This is a genomic window from Microbacterium sp. 1262 (genome assembly GCF_040544895.1).
GTDB lineage: Bacteria > Actinomycetota > Actinomycetes > Actinomycetales > Microbacteriaceae > Microbacterium > Microbacterium plantarum.
This window is the reverse complement of sequence record NZ_JBEPKU010000001.1, coordinates 1,113,438-1,128,720: the sequence shown is the minus strand read 5'-3', so window position 1 is coordinate 1,128,720 and position 15,283 is coordinate 1,113,438. Positions and strand designations below refer to the sequence as shown.

At 67.9% G+C, this 15,283-nt stretch carries 13 protein-coding genes and 2 tRNA genes; 11 read left to right on the top strand and 4 right to left on the bottom strand.

Going from position 1 to position 15,283, the window contains the following annotated elements; genetic code table 11:
• Window positions 1-86: 86 nt before the first annotated feature.
• Entirely contained in the window at window positions 87-2,633 is a 2,547-nt protein-coding gene (gene pepN, locus ABIC53_RS05270) for an aminopeptidase N (RefSeq protein ID WP_354450660.1), read from the bottom strand.
• Between the two features lie 112 nt (window positions 2,634-2,745).
• Between pepN and ABIC53_RS05265 the strand changes: the two genes are divergently transcribed.
• Genes ABIC53_RS05265 through ABIC53_RS05250 form a run of 4 tightly spaced genes read left to right on the top strand, consistent with a single transcriptional unit; the run spans window position 2,746 to window position 6,455 of the window.
• Window positions 2,746-3,291, top strand: a complete 546-nt coding sequence (locus ABIC53_RS05265) for a ribose-5-phosphate isomerase (RefSeq protein ID WP_112614660.1) — start codon at window positions 2,746-2,748, stop codon at window positions 3,289-3,291.
• Window positions 3,291-4,298, top strand: coding sequence for an Fpg/Nei family DNA glycosylase (locus ABIC53_RS05260; protein ID WP_274177849.1), 1,008 nt, complete (start codon window positions 3,291-3,293; stop codon window positions 4,296-4,298). Before ABIC53_RS05265 ends, ABIC53_RS05260 begins: the two co-directional genes overlap by 1 nt.
• Before the next feature lie 4 nt (window positions 4,299-4,302).
• Window positions 4,303-4,956, top strand: coding sequence for an FMN-binding negative transcriptional regulator (locus tag ABIC53_RS05255; protein WP_114589456.1), 654 nt, complete (start codon window positions 4,303-4,305; stop codon window positions 4,954-4,956).
• Window positions 4,953-6,455, top strand: coding sequence for an amidohydrolase (locus ABIC53_RS05250; RefSeq protein ID WP_354450658.1), 1,503 nt, complete (start codon window positions 4,953-4,955; stop codon window positions 6,453-6,455). The genes ABIC53_RS05255 and ABIC53_RS05250 overlap by 4 nt, the downstream gene beginning before the upstream one ends.
• A 108-nt stretch (window positions 6,456-6,563) precedes the next feature.
• Here the strand turns inward: ABIC53_RS05250 and ABIC53_RS05245 are convergent, their stop codons facing one another.
• Window positions 6,564-7,049, bottom strand: a complete 486-nt coding sequence (locus ABIC53_RS05245; protein WP_269266254.1) for a Dps family protein — start codon at window positions 7,047-7,049, stop codon at window positions 6,564-6,566.
• A gap of 109 nt (window positions 7,050-7,158) precedes the next feature.
• Here ABIC53_RS05245 and ABIC53_RS05240 point away from each other — a divergent pair, with 109 nt between their 5' ends.
• Complete coding sequence (locus ABIC53_RS05240) at window positions 7,159-7,695, top strand: gamma carbonic anhydrase family protein (RefSeq protein WP_269266253.1); 537 nt, start codon at window positions 7,159-7,161, stop codon at window positions 7,693-7,695.
• Between the two features lie 38 nt (window positions 7,696-7,733).
• Here ABIC53_RS05240 and ABIC53_RS05235 read toward each other — a convergent pair.
• Window positions 7,734-7,804 (bottom strand) — tRNA-Gly (locus tag ABIC53_RS05235).
• Window positions 7,805-7,938: 134 nt separating this feature from the next.
• Here ABIC53_RS05235 and ABIC53_RS05230 point away from each other — a divergent pair.
• From ABIC53_RS05230 to ABIC53_RS05205, 6 genes are all read left to right on the top strand, one after another.
• Window positions 7,939-8,012: transfer RNA gene (locus ABIC53_RS05230), tRNA-Pro, on the top strand.
• Between the two features lie 71 nt (window positions 8,013-8,083).
• The gene (gene tig, locus ABIC53_RS05225) at window positions 8,084-9,619 is read left to right on the top strand and encodes a trigger factor (RefSeq protein WP_354450656.1); all 1,536 of its coding nucleotides are present in this window, start codon (window positions 8,084-8,086) and stop codon (window positions 9,617-9,619) included.
• Between the two features lie 194 nt (window positions 9,620-9,813).
• Complete coding sequence (locus tag ABIC53_RS05220) at window positions 9,814-10,398, top strand: ATP-dependent Clp protease proteolytic subunit (protein ID WP_023950833.1); 585 nt, start codon at window positions 9,814-9,816, stop codon at window positions 10,396-10,398.
• A gap of 23 nt (window positions 10,399-10,421) precedes the next feature.
• Window positions 10,422-11,087 (top strand): ATP-dependent Clp protease proteolytic subunit, encoded by a 666-nt coding sequence (locus ABIC53_RS05215; protein WP_023950830.1) that lies wholly within the window; start codon window positions 10,422-10,424, stop codon window positions 11,085-11,087.
• 171 nt (window positions 11,088-11,258) lie between these two features.
• On the top strand, window positions 11,259-12,527 hold the full coding sequence (gene clpX, locus ABIC53_RS05210) for an ATP-dependent Clp protease ATP-binding subunit ClpX (protein ID WP_269266251.1): 1,269 nt from the start codon (window positions 11,259-11,261) through the stop codon (window positions 12,525-12,527).
• A 54-nt stretch (window positions 12,528-12,581) separates the two neighbouring features.
• Window positions 12,582-13,196 (top strand): dihydrofolate reductase family protein, encoded by a 615-nt coding sequence (locus ABIC53_RS05205; RefSeq protein WP_354450654.1) that lies wholly within the window; start codon window positions 12,582-12,584, stop codon window positions 13,194-13,196.
• On the opposite strand, the gene ABIC53_RS05200 is transcribed toward ABIC53_RS05205, so the two are convergent.
• Complete coding sequence (locus ABIC53_RS05200) at window positions 13,193-15,235, bottom strand: M3 family metallopeptidase (protein ID WP_354450652.1); 2,043 nt, start codon at window positions 15,233-15,235, stop codon at window positions 13,193-13,195. The genes ABIC53_RS05205 and ABIC53_RS05200 overlap by 4 nt on opposite strands.
• Window positions 15,236-15,283 lie beyond the last annotated feature (48 nt).

Here is a 15,283-nt window from a genome sequence, read left to right as displayed (position 1 = left end):
GCATCCCGCTGTCGTCCGCCGGGAGTGCCGAGAATGCTGATGGGCGTCGTACCGGAGTACGACGCCCATCAGCATTGCGGATGACGTCAGTCCTGCGCGTCGCGCTCCTGCACAGCGAGCGCCCGCTCGACGCCCGCGAGGTTCTCGGCGACAAGTCGGCGGAGCGCAGCCGGAGCCTCTGTGTTCTCCGAGAGCCACGCGCGGGTCGCATCGCGCAGCTCGGCGTTGGCGAGAGCAGCCGGGTACAGGCCGACGATGAGGTACTGGGCGATCTGGTAGGTGCGCGACTCCCAGATCGGCAGCAGCATCCGGAAGTACTCGTCGACGAAGGCGCCGAGGTGCGCCACGCCCGCCGGGTGGGTGAAGCCGGCAGCCGCCGAACGTACAACGGTGTTGGGCAGATCGTCGTTCTCGATGAGCGATGCCCACGCGTCCTTCTTCGCGTCGGCCGTCGGAAGCGCCGCCCGGGCCTGCGCCGCGAATTCACCGCCCTTCGCGGTGTTGTCGGCCGCAAGCGCGGCGTCGATGTCCGCCGCCGGGACGGCGCCCGACGCAGCGAGAGAGACGAGGAGCGCCCAGGAGAGGTCGGCGTCGATCTCCAGCCCCGGGAGAACGGTGTCGCCCGATCGCAGGGCGCGGACGACGTCGGCGTGGGCGTCGGTCGATGCGGCCGACGCGAAGGCGGTCACGAACTGCAGCTGGCTGTCGCTGCCCGCCTCGGCCTGCTGAGCGAGTTCCCACAGCCCGTCGGCGACGCGGGCACGCGCGGCATCCCGGGTCTGCGGATCGACGTACGAGTTCGCTGCGAGCTGGAGCTGTCCGAGCGTCGTGCGCACCGTGGTGGACTCGGTCTCGGTGCCGATGTTGCGGAGCACCAGGTCGATGTAATCGGTCGCTGATGCCTCGGCGTCGCGGGTCTGGTCCCACGCGGCGCCCCAGACGAGGGAGCGCGCGAGCGGGTCGCTGATCTTCGCGAGGTGCTCGACCGCCGTACGGAGCGAGCGCTCGTCGAGGCGAATCTTGGCGTACGCGAGGTCCTCGTCGTTCAGGAGGACCAGGTCGGGCTGCGCGCGACCCTTCAGCTCCGGCACCTCGGTCAGATCGCCGTCCACGTCGAGCTCGACGTGGTGCGTGCGCACGAGCGTGCCGCCCTGGAGGGAGTAGAAGCCGACGCCGAGGCGGTGCGGACGGATCGTCGGGTAGTCGGCGGGTGCCGTCTGCACGATGGCGAAACGGGTGATGATCCCGTCGGCATCCGTGACGATCTCCGGTTCGAGCGTGTTCACGCCGGCCGTCTCGAGCCACTTCTTCGACCAGGTCTCGAGCTCGCGACCGCTCGTGGCCTCGAGTTCGACGAGAAGATCGGAGAGCTCCGTGTTGCCCCACGCGTGCTTCTGGAAGTACGCCGAGACACCGGCGAAGAAGGCTTCGACGCCGACCCACGCGGCGAGCTGCTTGAGAACCGAGCCGCCCTTGGCGTACGTGATGCCGTCGAAGTTGACCTGGACATCCTCGAGGTCGTTGATGCGGGCGACGACCGGGTGCGTCGACGGAAGCTGATCCTGGCGGTAGGCCCAGGTCTTCTCCATTGCGTTGAAGGTCGTCCAGGCCTCGGTCCACTCGGTCGCCTCGGCCGTCGCGATCGTCGACGCCCATTCGGCGAACGACTCGTTGAGCCAGAGGTCGTTCCACCACTTCATCGTGACGAGGTCGCCGAACCACATGTGGGCGAGCTCGTGAAGAATGGTCACGACACGGCGTTCCTTCACCGCATCGGTGACCTTGGAACGGAAGACGTAGGTCTCGGTGAAGGTCACGGCGCCCGCGTTCTCCATGGCGCCGGCGTTGAACTCCGGCACGAAGAGCTGGTCGTACTTCGCGAAGGGGTAGGGGACGCCGAACTTCTCCTCGAAGTAGGCGAAGCCCTGACGTGTCTTCTCGAAGACGTAGTCGGCGTCGAGGTACTGCCACAGGCTCTTGCGCGCGTAGACGCCGAGGGGGATCACGCGCCCGTCGGCGCTCGTGAGCTCGGAGAAGACCTGCTCATACGGGCCCGCGACGAGAGCGGTGATGTACGAGGAGATCCGGGGAGTCGGCTCGAAGGCCCACGTGGCCGTCCCGCCGTCGCCGGGCACGGGCTCGGGTGTGGGGGAGTTGGAGACGACCTTCCACTCGGCGGGGGCCGTGATCGTGAAGCGGAACTCTGCCTTGAGGTCGGGCTGCTCGAACACCGCGAAGACACGACGCGAATCGGGAACCTCGAACTGCGAGTACAGGTAGACCTCGCCGTCGACGGGGTCGACGAAGCGGTGCAGGCCCTCGCCGGTGTTCGTGTAGAGGCAGTCCGCATCGACGATGAGCTCGTTCTGCGCCGCGAGACCGTCGAGTGCGATGCGGGAATCGCTGAATGCCGAGGGGTCGATCGCCCGGCCGTTGAGGGTGATCTCCCGGACATCGCGGGCGATCAGATCGACGAAGGTCGAGGCGCCCTCGGCGGCGGCGAAACGGATGACCGTGCGCGAGCGGAAGATCTCCGCGCCGACGGTCAGATCGAGGGCGATGTCGTAGCTCTGCGTGTCGACGATCGCGCGGCGCTCCTGCGCCTCGATGCGGGTGAGGTTCTCTCCAGGCACGTGCGTTCTGCTCCCAGGGTCGGGGTGAGGATTCGGGGCCGCGCGCTGCTGGCGCCGACGGCAACCGTGCCAGCCTACGCTTTCGGGGCTCGCACGTTCATAGGATGGTGCCATGCGCATCCATATCGCGACCGACCACGCCGGTCTCGAGTTCTCCACTCAGCTCCAGCACCACCTCGCCGAAGCGGGTCACGATGTCGTCGACCACGGCCCGATCGAGTACGACCCGGTAGACGACTACCCCGCCTTCTGCATCCGTGCGGCGGAGGCCGTCGTCCGGGATCAGCAGGCGGGCGTCGAGGCGCTCGGCGTCGTCTTCGGCGGGTCCGGCAACGGCGAGCAGATGGCGGCGAACAAGGTGCATGGTGCACGCGCAGCACTCGTCTGGAACATCCCGACGGCCGAGCTCGCGCGGGAGCACAACGACGCCAATGTCATCGCCATCGGCGCGCGCCAGCACACGTTCGACGAGGCGGTCACCTTCATCGACCGCTTCATCGCGACGCCCTTCAGCGGGGAGGAGCGCCACGCGCGACGTATCGCCCAGCTCGCCGCCTACGAAGCCGACGGCAGCCTGCTGCCCGACCCGCGCGCGGTCGACGGCGGCACCACGTCGCCGCTGCCCGCCACCGACTCGTTCGATCCGGAAGCGGGCTGATGCCCGAGGGCCATTCCGTCCACCGGATCGCCCGCCAGTTCGAGCGCAACGTCGTCGGCCGCGTCGTCGCCGCGTCGAGCCCGCAAGGGCGGTTCGTCGAGGGCGCGGCGGTGCTCGACGGTCGCGAGGCGATCGAGGCGCGGGCGGTCGGCAAGCAGATGTTCCTCGCGTTCGAGGACGACGTCTGGTTGCGCGTCCACCTGGGGATGTATGGCGCGTGGGATTTCGCCGGCGAGATCGTCGTCGACCCCACGATCGCGTCCGCGAACGGACGGATGGGACATACGAATCAGCGCGGCACAGAGATCGCGCCGATCTACGACGCCGCCGGAGAGAACTCCCTCAGCTCGATCGGTGCGCCGCGACGAGCCCGCGGACGAGTCCGCATGAGCGAACAGACCACGGGGCTCGGTGACGACGGTGCTGCCGAAGACGGGGGATGGCCGCCGCCCGTCGTCGGTCAGGTGCGCCTGCGCCTGCTCACCGACGTGACCTGTGCCGACCTTCGCGGACCGACCGCCTGTCAGCTGCAGACACCGGAAGAGGTTCAGGCGACGATCGCGAAGCTCGGGCCCGATCCGCTCGTGGATGACGTGACGGAGGGCGAGGAGCGATTCGCCGCGACCGTCCGCCGCAAGCCGACGGCGATCGGTCTGCTTCTCATGGACCAGAGCGTGGTCAGCGGAATCGGCAACGTCTATCGCGCGGAGATGCTGTTCCGCGCACGCCTGAACCCGCACACGCCGGGCCGCGACGTGCCGGCGGAGACCGTCCGAGAGCTCTGGCGCGACTGGGTACGGCTCCTCGCGATCGGCGTCGAGACGGGGCAGATGATGACGATGGACGATCTCGATCCCGAGGCATGGCGCCGGGCGATGGCCCATCGTGACGACCGGCACTGGGTGTATCACCGGGCGGGCCTGCCCTGCCGCGTGTGCGGAACGTCGATCGTCCTCGAGGAGATGGCGTCACGCAAGTTGTACTGGTGCCCGAACTGCCAGAGGTGAGCGCATGAGACAGAATCCCAGCTTCGCGATGACGGATGTCGTCGAGCTGCGCCGTGTGATCGACGAGAACCCGTGGGTCACGATCGTCAGTGCGGGCACCGACGGACTCGTCGCGTCGCACTACGCCGTGCTCCTCGACGACGAACGCGACGACCTCACGATCGTGGGGCACGTCGGGCGCCCGGATGACGTGATCCACGGCCTCGGTGGCGGCGAGCTGCTCGTCGTGGTGCAGGGGCCGCACGGGTACGTGTCGCCTCAGTGGTACGGCGACGTGCCTGCCGTCCCCACCTGGAACTACGTCTCGGTTCATCTCTCCGGCGTGCCCGAGATCCTCGCGCCGGAAGAGAACCTGCGTGTGCTCGAGCGCCTCGTCGACCGGTTCGAGTCGGGCCTGGGTGCGCCACGGGGCATGTGGGCCGCGCCGAACGATGAGGACTTCGTCCGGCGTCTCGAGCGGGGGACCGTCGGATTCCGTCTCTCACCGGCCCGAGTCGAGGCTAAACGCAAGCTCAGCCAGAATCGGCCGGATGCCGTGGTCGACACCATCATCGCCGAGCTCGAGCAGGCCGCCACACCGTATGCCGACCCCCGGCTGGCGACGGAGATGCGCCGGGCTCACGAGGCGATGCGCGCCGCCCGCGAGGATCGGTCGTGAACCTCGCAGCGCCGGGCGAGACAGTGGACATCATCGCGGACGTCCGACTGACCGGCCCGGGGCGCACGGATCCGTTCGGTGCCGATCTGGTCGACGTGCACGTCGCGGGTGATGTCGTGGTCGACATCGCGCCTGCGGGCGCCCTCCCGCGACGCGGGGTCGTTCTCGACGGTGGTGGGGGCTGGCTGATCCCCGGACTCTGGGACCACCACGTTCACACCGTGCAGTGGGCCCTGGCGGCGCGCCGCGTCGACCTCGAGGGCATCGTGAGCGCTGCCGAGGCGGCGGCGGTCATGGGTCGAGCGGGACTGGAGCTCGACGGTCGCCGCGTCGGCTCGGGTTTCCGCGACGCGCTCTGGCCTGATCGGCCCTCGCTCGCACTGCTCGACGCGACCACGGGCGACGCGCCCACCTATCTGATCAACTCCGATGTCCACAGCGTCTGGCTCAACAGCGCCGCGCTCCGGCGTGAGGGGATGTCGGCGGCCGACGGGGTGCTGCGCGAGGAGCCCGCGTTCGAGATCTCCCGCCGCCTGAACGCCCTCGACACGGCGGTCGCGGATGCCGCGGTGATCGAGGCGATGTCCGCGGCATCCGCCCGCGGCGTGGTCGGCATCGTCGACCTGGACATGGCATGGAACGCGGAGGCCTGGGATCGCAGGCTGGCTCGCGGATACGACGCGGTGCGCGTGTCGTTCGGCGTCTACGCCAGCATGCTGGATCGAGCGATTTCAGCGGGACTGCAGACCGGCGACGCGATAGATCCGGCGGGGCTCGTGCGGATGGGGCCATTCAAGGTCATCACCGACGGCTCACTCGGCACCCGGACGGCGGCGTGCTCGCACCACTATCCGAACGCCGAGCACGACTTCGGAGTCATGACCGTGCCGCCTGCCGAGCTCGTCGAGCTGATGCGGCGCGCAACGGGGGCCGGCATCTCCTGCGCGGTGCACGCGATCGGCGACGTCGCGAACTCGCACGCCCTCGACGCCTTCGCGATGACGGGAGCCACCGGGACCATCGAGCACGCTCAGCTCGTCGCTCACGCCGACATCCCGCGGTTCGCCCGACTCGGCATCGGCGCGAGTGTGCAGCCCTCGCATGCCGTCGATGATCGCGACATGGCGGAGGAGTTCTGGGCGGGGCAGACGGCCGTCGGCTACCCGATGCGGGAGCTCGTCGAGGCCGGAGCCAACCTGCTGCTCGGTTCGGACGCGCCGGTGGCCCGTCTCGATCCCTGGACCACGATGTCGGACGCGGTGTTCCGTACGCGTGACGAGCGCGATCCCTGGCGTCCGCATCAGCGAATCGCGGCTGCAGTCGCCCTCGCAGCCTCAACGGCGGGTGGGTCGCAGACCGGCTCGGCGATCGCGCCGGGGGACATCGCGGATCTGGCCATCGTCGACCGTGACCCTCTCGCCGCCGACACGCCCGGAGCTCTGCGCGGAACCGGCGTGACGGCGACCCTCCTCGGCGGCCGGATCACGCACATCGGTTGAGTCGCGTTCTTCGGGGCACGCGTCCCGGGAAGGCGAAACGGGACGGTGATCGGTGGGGAAGCGTCCAGCTGCCCTCGTCCCGATCACCGCCCCGTTCGGCGCTGAGGATTACTCGGCGAGGTGTGCGAGGAGGAACCAGCGATCCTTGTCGACGCCGCGCTTGATCTCGATCGCGACGTCCTGGCTCGTGAGGTCGACCTCGTCGAGACCGTCGATGGCGTTCTGAAGGTCGACGAGCACCCCGTCGATGTCGGAGACGATGGCCTTGATCTCGTCCTGCCACTGCGCGAACCCGGCGGGCACGGCGGTGCTGGTCTTCTCGGCCATGGTCGAGACGCGCGAGTCGACGGGCAGGCCGAGGGCGACGATGCGCTCAGCGGCGGTGTCGGCGTAGTCCTGGGCGTGGGCGACCACCGTGTCGAGCAACTCGTGGATCGCGATGAAATTCGAGCCGCGGACGTTCCAGTGCGCCTGCTTGCCGTTGACGACGAGCGCCTGCATCTTGTGCACGACCGGGGTGAGGAACTGCGCGGCAGCGGCGGCGACCTCGGGGTCGGCGGTGAGGGCGGGAGTGGTGATGTTGGTGTCGGTCATGTCTGCGCTCCTTCTGGCAGGTCGTGGCCTGCATCTGTCCAAACGCTACTCACGCCGGAACATTCCGCAAGCAAGAGAAGGCTGGGCTCACCAGGGGTAACGTGAGGCCATGCCCGTCGCCTCGTCCGCATCCCTCGTGTCTCTCGGAGAGTCTCGGCCCCGCCTGCATCCGACGGTGTTCGTCGCGGACGGGGCGCGACTGGTCGGTGACGTGGTCATCGGCGAGATGTCGAGCGTCTGGTACAACGCGGTGATCCGCGGTGATCGGTCGCGCATCGTGATCGGAGATCGCAGCAACGTCCAGGACGGCGTCGTGATCCACGTCGACGCGGGGTCGCCCGCGAAGATCGGCGACGACGTCTCGATCGGCCACAACGCCGTCGTCCACGGGTGCACGGTGGAGGACGGCTGCCTCATCGGGATGAACAGCACGATCCTCAGCGGTGCGGTGATCGGAGCCGGATCTCTCGTCGCCGGGGGAGCGGTCGTGCTCGAGGGAACCGTGATCCCCGCCGGTTCCCTCGTCGCCGGGGTGCCGGCGAAGGTCCGCCGGGCGCTCACGGAGGACGAACGGGGCGGGCTCCACGGGAACGCCGCGACATACCTGCAGCTGGCCACCGATCACGGCGCCCGTTGCGCTGAATGAAAAGCTCCTCCGCATACGAAGACGAGGAGGAGCATCGGAGGGGCTGACGAGAATCGAACTCGCATCATCTGTTTGGAAGACAGAGGCTTTACCACTAAGCTACAGCCCCGCATCCGACCTGGATCGGATGTGGATCGCCCTCACGCTGAGAACCATGTCCAGCGCTGGCAACTCGAACAGTCTAGCGGACTCCGTCGGCTAGACTGACCACGGCCGTTTTCCGACGCACGTGTGCTGCGCGCCCGGGGCGTAGCTCAGCTTGGTAGAGCGCCCGCTTTGGGAGCGGGAGGCCGCAGGTTCAAATCCTGTCGCCCCGACAACGGCCCCACGAACCCAGACCACCGAACGGACGCGCATGTGCGCGGCCGGATAAAGGAGAACGACAGGCATGGTCACCAGCACCGTCGAGACGCTCAGCCCCACGCGGGTGAAGCTCCACATCACGGTCAGCCCGGACGAGCTGAAGCCGAGCATCACCCACGCGTACGAGCACATCGCTCAGGACGTGCAGATTCCCGGCTTCCGCAAGGGCAAGGTGCCCGCTCCCATCATCGACCAGCGTGTCGGCCGCGGTGCGGTCATCGAGCACGCGGTCAGCGAGGGCCTCGACGGCTTCTACCGCGAAGCCGTCACCGCGAACGAGCTGCGCGTCCTCGGGCGTCCGTCGGCCGAGGTCGTCGATTGGCCCAGCGACAAGGACTTCTCGGGCGACCTGAAGGTCGAGGTCGAGGTCGACGTGCGTCCCGAGTTCGAGCTTCCCGCCTACGCGGACATCACCATCGAGGTCGAGCCCGTCGCCACCGACGACGCCGCCATCGACGAGGAGCTCGACCGCCTGCGCGGCCGTTTCGGCACGCTCGTCACCGTCGACCGTCCTGCCGCGAAGGGCGACTTCGTCGAGCTGGACCTCGTCGCGACGATCGACGGCAACGAGATCGACCGCGCCGAGGGCGTGTCGTACGAGGTGGGCTCGGGCGAGCTCCTCGAGGGCATCGACGAGGCCATCGAGTCGCTCACGGCTGGTGAGGACACCACGTTCCGTTCCAAGCTCGTCGGCGGCGACCACGCCGGCGAAGAGGCCGAGGTCGCCGTCACGGTCAAGGCTGTCAAGGAGCGCGAGCTCCCCGAGGCCGACGACGACTTCGCGCAGATGGCGAGCGAGTTCGACACCATCGCCGAGCTGCGCGAGAGCCTTGTCGAGCGCGTCTCGCAGCAGAGCCTGTTCACGCAGGGCGCTGCCGCGCGCGAGAAGCTCGTCGACGCGCTCCTCGAGAAGGTCGAGATCCCGGTTCCGGCCGGACTGGTCGAGGACGAGGTTCACGCGCACCTCGAGGGCGAGGGTCGTCTGGAGGACGACGCGCACCGTGCCGAGGTCACCGAGGCGAGCGAGAAGCAGTTCCGCACGCAGATGGTGCTCGACAAGATCGCCGAGACGCACGAGGTCCAGGTCTCGCAGGACGAGCTGACCCAGTACCTGATCCAGGCCTCTGCGCAGTACGGCATGGCCCCGCAGGACTTCGTCAACGCGCTCCAGCAGAACGGCCAGCTTCCGGTGATGGTCGGCGAGGTCGCCCGTAACAAGGCCCTCGCGATCGCCCTGGGCAAGGTCACGGTCGTCGACACCGACGGGAAGTCGGTCGACCTGACCGGCTTCATCACCGTCGAGGGCGAGGAGTCCGCCGCCGACGAGGTCGTCGAGGAGGCGCAGGAGATCGCCGACGAGGCCGCCGACGCCGATGCCGACGCCGCCGAGGCGGAGGAGAAGCCCGCTAAGAAGACGCCTGCCAAGAAGGCGCCCGCTAAGAAGAAGGCGGATGCCGCCGACGACGCTCCCGCCGCCGACGAGAAGGCTCCTGCCAAGAAGGCGCCGGCCAAGAAGGCCCCCGCCAAGACGAAGGCCGCCGACGAGGCTGCCGCCGAGTGATCTCCTGATCGCGACGGTCGCCCGACCGGCAGAAGGGGCGGATGCTGCGGCATCCGCCCCTTCTGCTCTGCCCGACAGATGCTCCGTATCAGGGACGGCGGTGACACGGGCTATGCCCACGGCGAACACGGTCAGGCGCATGCGGCGGCGTCGGTAGATTCGACACGTCACGAAACTTCGGATCAGGAGCACACATGGCTGACCCCCTCATCGCAACAAGCGTCTTCGACAGACTGCTCAAGGACCGCATCATCTGGCTCGGGTCGGAGGTGCGCGACGAAAACGCGAACGAGATCTGCGCGAAGATCCTCCTGCTCGCCGCCGAGGACTCCGAGAAGGACATCTACCTCTACATCAACTCGCCGGGCGGCTCGATCACGGCCGGAATGGCGATCTACGACACGATGCAGTTCGTTCCGAACGACATCGTAACCGTCGGCATCGGCATGGCCGCGTCCATGGGGCAGCTGCTCCTGACCGCCGGCACGAAGGGCAAGCGTTACATCACGCCCAACGCCCGGGTTCTGCTGCACCAGCCGCACGGCGGGTTCGGCGGCACGGCCAGCGACATCCAGACGCAGGCCCAGCTGATCCTCGACATGAAGCGTCGTCTCGCCGAGATCACCGCGGCCCAGACCGGCAAGTCCGTCGAGCAGATCAACGCCGATGGCGACCGCGACCGGTGGTTCACCGCTCAGGAGGCGCTCGAGTACGGCTTCGTGGACCACATCCGCGAGTCGGCCACCGACGTCGTCGGCGGCGGCGGCACCGAGAACTGATCGACCGAAGGAGAAAGACAACGATGAACACACCCGCCTTCGGCCTTCCCCACGGTGCGGCGATGCCCTCGAGCCGGTACATCCTGCCGCAGTTCGAGGAGCGTACCGCCTACGGCTACAAGCGCCAGGACCCGTACAACAAGCTGTTCGAGGACCGCGTCATCTTCCTCGGCGTCCAGGTCGACGACGCATCGGCTGATGACGTGATGGCCCAGCTGCTCGTGCTCGAGTCGCAGGACCCGGACCGCGACATCATCATGTACATCAACTCGCCCGGTGGATCGTTCACCGCCATGACCGCGATCTACGACACCATGCAGTACGTGTCGCCCCAGATTCAGACGGTGGTGCTCGGTCAGGCGGCTTCGGCGGCGTCCGTCCTGCTCGCCGCCGGCGCCCCGGGCAAGCGGCTCGCGCTTCCGAACGCCCGCATCCTCATCCACCAGCCCGCCGTCGGCGAGGCCGGTCACGGTCAGGCGTCGGACATCGAGATCCAGGCGGCCGAGATCCTGCGCATGCGCACGTGGCTCGAGGAGACCATGGCGCGCCACACCAACCGCACGCAGGAGCAGGTCAATAAGGACATCGACCGCGACAAGATCCTCTCGGCACACGAGGCGATGGAGTACGGCATCGTCGACCAGGTGCTGACGTCGCGCAAGCGGACCCCCGCCGCGATCACGTCCTGAGCGAGGCGAGTTCGCAGCGTATGGCCCCGGCGACGAGCCGGGGCCATACGCGTCATGGGGGCGGTTCGACTCGAAGGGCTCGCAAATCCGCGGGGATGTCTGCGGGAGAGGTTAGGCTCGGAGCACCACGTTCTCAGGTGAGCGATGGTTTCCGGCATCCAGGAGGGGTACATGGCTCGCATCGGTGAGAGTGCCGACCTGTTCAAGTGCTCGTTCTGCGGAAAGAGTCAGAAGCAGGTCCAGCAGCTGATCGCAGGACCCGGCGTCTACATCTGCGACGAGTGCGTCGAGCTGTGCAACGAGATCATCGAAGAGCGCATGGCCGAGTCGGGCGACGAGTCGGTCGCCGAGTTCGACCTCCCCAAGCCGCGCGAGATCTTCTCCTTCCTCGAGGAGTACGTCGTCGGGCAGGACCCGGCGAAGCGTGCGCTCTCGGTCGCGGTCTACAACCACTACAAGCGCGTGCGGGCACACTCGACCCTCCAGCCCGCCGAACAGCGCGCCGACGACGTCGAGATCGCCAAGAGCAACATCCTGCTGCTCGGTCCCACCGGCTGTGGCAAGACGTATCTGGCGCAGACGCTCGCCAAACGCCTCAACGTGCCTTTCGCCGTCGCCGATGCGACCGCGCTCACCGAGGCGGGCTACGTCGGTGAGGATGTCGAGAACATCCTGCTCAAGCTTCTGCAGGCGGCGGACTTCGACGTCAAGCGTGCGGAGACCGGCATCATCTACATCGACGAGGTCGACAAGATCGCACGCAAGGCGGAGAACCCCTCGATCACGCGCGACGTGTCGGGCGAGGGCGTGCAGCAGGCTCTGCTGAAGATCCTGGAGGGGACGGTGGCGTCGGTTCCGCCGCAGGGTGGACGCAAGCACCCGCACCAGGAGTTTATCCAGATCGACACGACCAACGTGCTGTTCATCGTCGCGGGCGCGTTCGCCGGCCTCGAGGAGATCATCTCGTCCCGTGTCGGCAAGCACGGCGTGGGCTTCGGCGCCCCGTTGCAGGAGAAGGACAAGGAACTCGACCTCTTCCGCGAGGTCGAGCCGGAAGACCTGCACAAGTTCGGTCTCATCCCCGAGTTCATCGGCCGTCTCCCCGTCGTCACGTCTGTCGCGCCGCTCGACCAGAAGGCGCTCATCGAGATCCTCACCGGTCCGAAGAACGCCTTCGTCAAGCAGTACCAGCGCATGTTCGAACTCGACGGCGTAGAGCTCGAGTTCGAAGACGAGGCGCTGCGCGCGATCGCCGATCTTGCCGTGGCGCGCAAGACCGGTGCCCGCGGCCTGCGCGCCATCCTCGAAGACGTTCTCGGCCCCATCATGTTCGAGATCCCGTCGGCCGACGATGTCGACAAGGTGATCGTGACGCGGGCCGCCGTCGATGACGGCGCTCCGCCCACGCTCGTCCTGCGGCAGAAGCGCAAGAGCGCCTGACGACCGAGCCGCGACGCCTGCGGAGGTGTCCGAGGTCCCGGTTAACCTGCCGGTATGGGACGCATCATCTTCGACACGGCGAGCTCGCTCGATGGCTTCATCGCCGACGGCGCGGACTCGCTCTCCTGGCTGTTCGCGGTCGACGGTGGCGTCGAGCCCGACGCGAGTCTGCTCCCGGAGAACGCGGGCGTGCTCGTCGAGGGGTCCACGACCTACGAGTGGGTACTCGCCGAGTCCGACCTCCTCGCCCATCCTGAGCGATGGCAGGAGTTCCACGGCGATCGGCCGACCTTCGTGTTTACGACACGCGAGCTTCCGCGTCCGGCGGGCGCAGACGTCAGATTCGTGTCCGGGCCCGTGTCCGATGCGCTTGCGCATATCCGAGAGGCCGCTGCGGGGCACGATGTGTGGGTCGTCGGCGGTGGCGACCTGGCCGGTCAGTTCCTCGACGCCGGTGCGCTCGACCAGATCGCGGTCTCCATTGCGCCCGTGACGTTGGGTGGGGGAGCGCCCCTGCTTCCGCGTCGCATCGAGTCGGACCGGCTCGCGTTGCGCTCAGCAGAACGGGTGGGAGCGTTCGCACGCCTGGTCTACGACGTGATCCCCGTCGGTGGGCGCGACGCGCGAAGCGCTCCCACCGACGGACTCCTCGCCGCAGACGCGACCTAGGCGCTCAGCCCGCGGCGTGCGAGCAACGGCTCGATGCGGGCGTCACGGCCCCGGAAGTCACGGTATGCCTCGAGCGGATCCTTCGAACCGCCGACGCCGAGGAGGCGCTGACGGAAGCGATCCCCGTTCGAGCGGGTCAGCCCACCGTTCTCCTCGAACCATTCAACGGTGTCGGCGTCGAGAACCTCGCTCCAGATGTAGGAGTAGTACCCGGCGCTGTAGCCACCTGAGAAGATGTGCGCGAAGTAAGCGGACGAGTAGCGTGTCGGCACAGCGGAGTCATCGAGTCCGATGTCGGCGAGGGCCGCGGCTTCGAAGGCTGCCACGTCGGTGACAGCTGCTGCATCCTCCGCGCTGAGCGAGTGCCATGCGAGGTCCAGCCATGCGGCGGCGAGATACTCGCTCGTGGCGAATCCCTGGTTGAAGGTCCCCGAGGCTTCGAGGCGCTCGACGACGTCCGAGGCGAGCGGCTCACCGGTGTCGACGTGTCGGGCGTAGTTCGCCAGCACCTCGGGTCGGTAGATCCACATCTCGTTGACCTGGCTGGGAAACTCGACGAAGTCGCGGAAAACGCTGGTTCCGGCGAAGGTCGGGTAGGTGACCGTGGCGAACAAGCCGTGCAGCGCGTGCCCGAACTCGTGGAAGAGCGTCGTCACCTCGTCGAGCGTCAGCAACGTCGGGGTGCCGGGGGAGGGCTTCGGGACATTCAGGTTGTTGACGACGATCGGAGTCGTCCCTCGTAGCGCCGACTGGGAGGCGATGGAGTTCATCCATGCACCACCGCGCTTGGTGTCGCGCGTGTAGAGGTCGAGCACGAACAGTCCGAGGTGGGAGCCGTCCTCGTTCGAGACCTCGAACACACGCGCGTCCTCGTGGTAGGCAGGCAGGTCATCGCGCTCACGGAACGTGATCCCGTAGAGACGTGTCGCGGCGAAGAAGACGCCGTCGCGCAGCACTCGTTCGGCCTCGAACCATGGGCGCAGCGCGGCCGTGTCGATGTCGAGCGTGCTCGCGCGCACGCGCTCGGTTGCGAATGCCCAATCCTCCGGCCCGACCTCGGCGCCGTCCACGACCTCCTGCAGGGCCAGCTTCTCACGCTGTGCGTTGCGTGCAGCAGGACCGGCGAGCCGGCGCAGCAGCGCGGACACCGCTTCCGGGTTGCCCGCCGTCTGATCGGAGGTGACGTAGGCCGCGTGCGAGGGAAAGCCGAGCAGTTCCGCGCGCTCGGCGCGGAGGCGGACGATTTCGAGCAGCACGGGGCGGTTGTCGTGGCGGCCGGGCCGGGAGCCGCGAGCGCGCGAGGCCTCAAGGATGCGGCGGCGGGACCGCGGGTTCGTGAGGGAGGCGAGCGCCGGGTGGCCCGTGAACAGTGTCAGGGTTATGACGTAGGCCTCCGGTCGCCCGCGATCGGCAGCCGCGCGCGCGGCGGCGGAGATCTCACCCTCGCTCAGCCCGTCGAGCTCCTCCCGCGACTCGAACACCACGGCCAGATCGTTCGTATCCGCGAGGAGGTTCTTCTCGAAGGTCGTCGTGAGAACGGACAGTCGGCTGTTGAGCTCGGTCAGTCGCTCCTTAGCGCTGCTGTCGAGCCCGGCGCCGGCGTGGGTCATCTGGACGAACCGCCGCTCCAGCAGGTAGCGCTGCTCGGCCGTGAGTCCGAGATCATCGCGGCTCGCGTGCAGGCGCTCGATCCGGTCGTACAGGCGGGGATCGAGGAGGATCGCGTCGGAGTGCGCAGACATCAGCGGGGCGAGCTCTTCGTCGACGGCCTGCACCGCGGGAGTGGCGTCCGCAGAGCTGACCGTGTAGAAGACGCGCGCTACGTCGCCCAGAAGCCGGCCGCTCTCTTCCCATGCCACGACCGTGTTCTCGAACGTCGGAGGCTCGGTGCTGCCGGCGATCGCGTCGATCTCGCGCCGCTGCTGAGCGAAGGCCTCGCGCAAGGCGGGCAGGTAGTCATTGACGTCGATCTCGCGGTAGTCGGGGAGGCCCCACGCGAGTGACGAGGCGGTGAGAAGGGAATTCGAAGATGCCGACATGGCACAAGCCTACGATGTGTTCCAAAGACTATGTTGCAAAGAGATGCT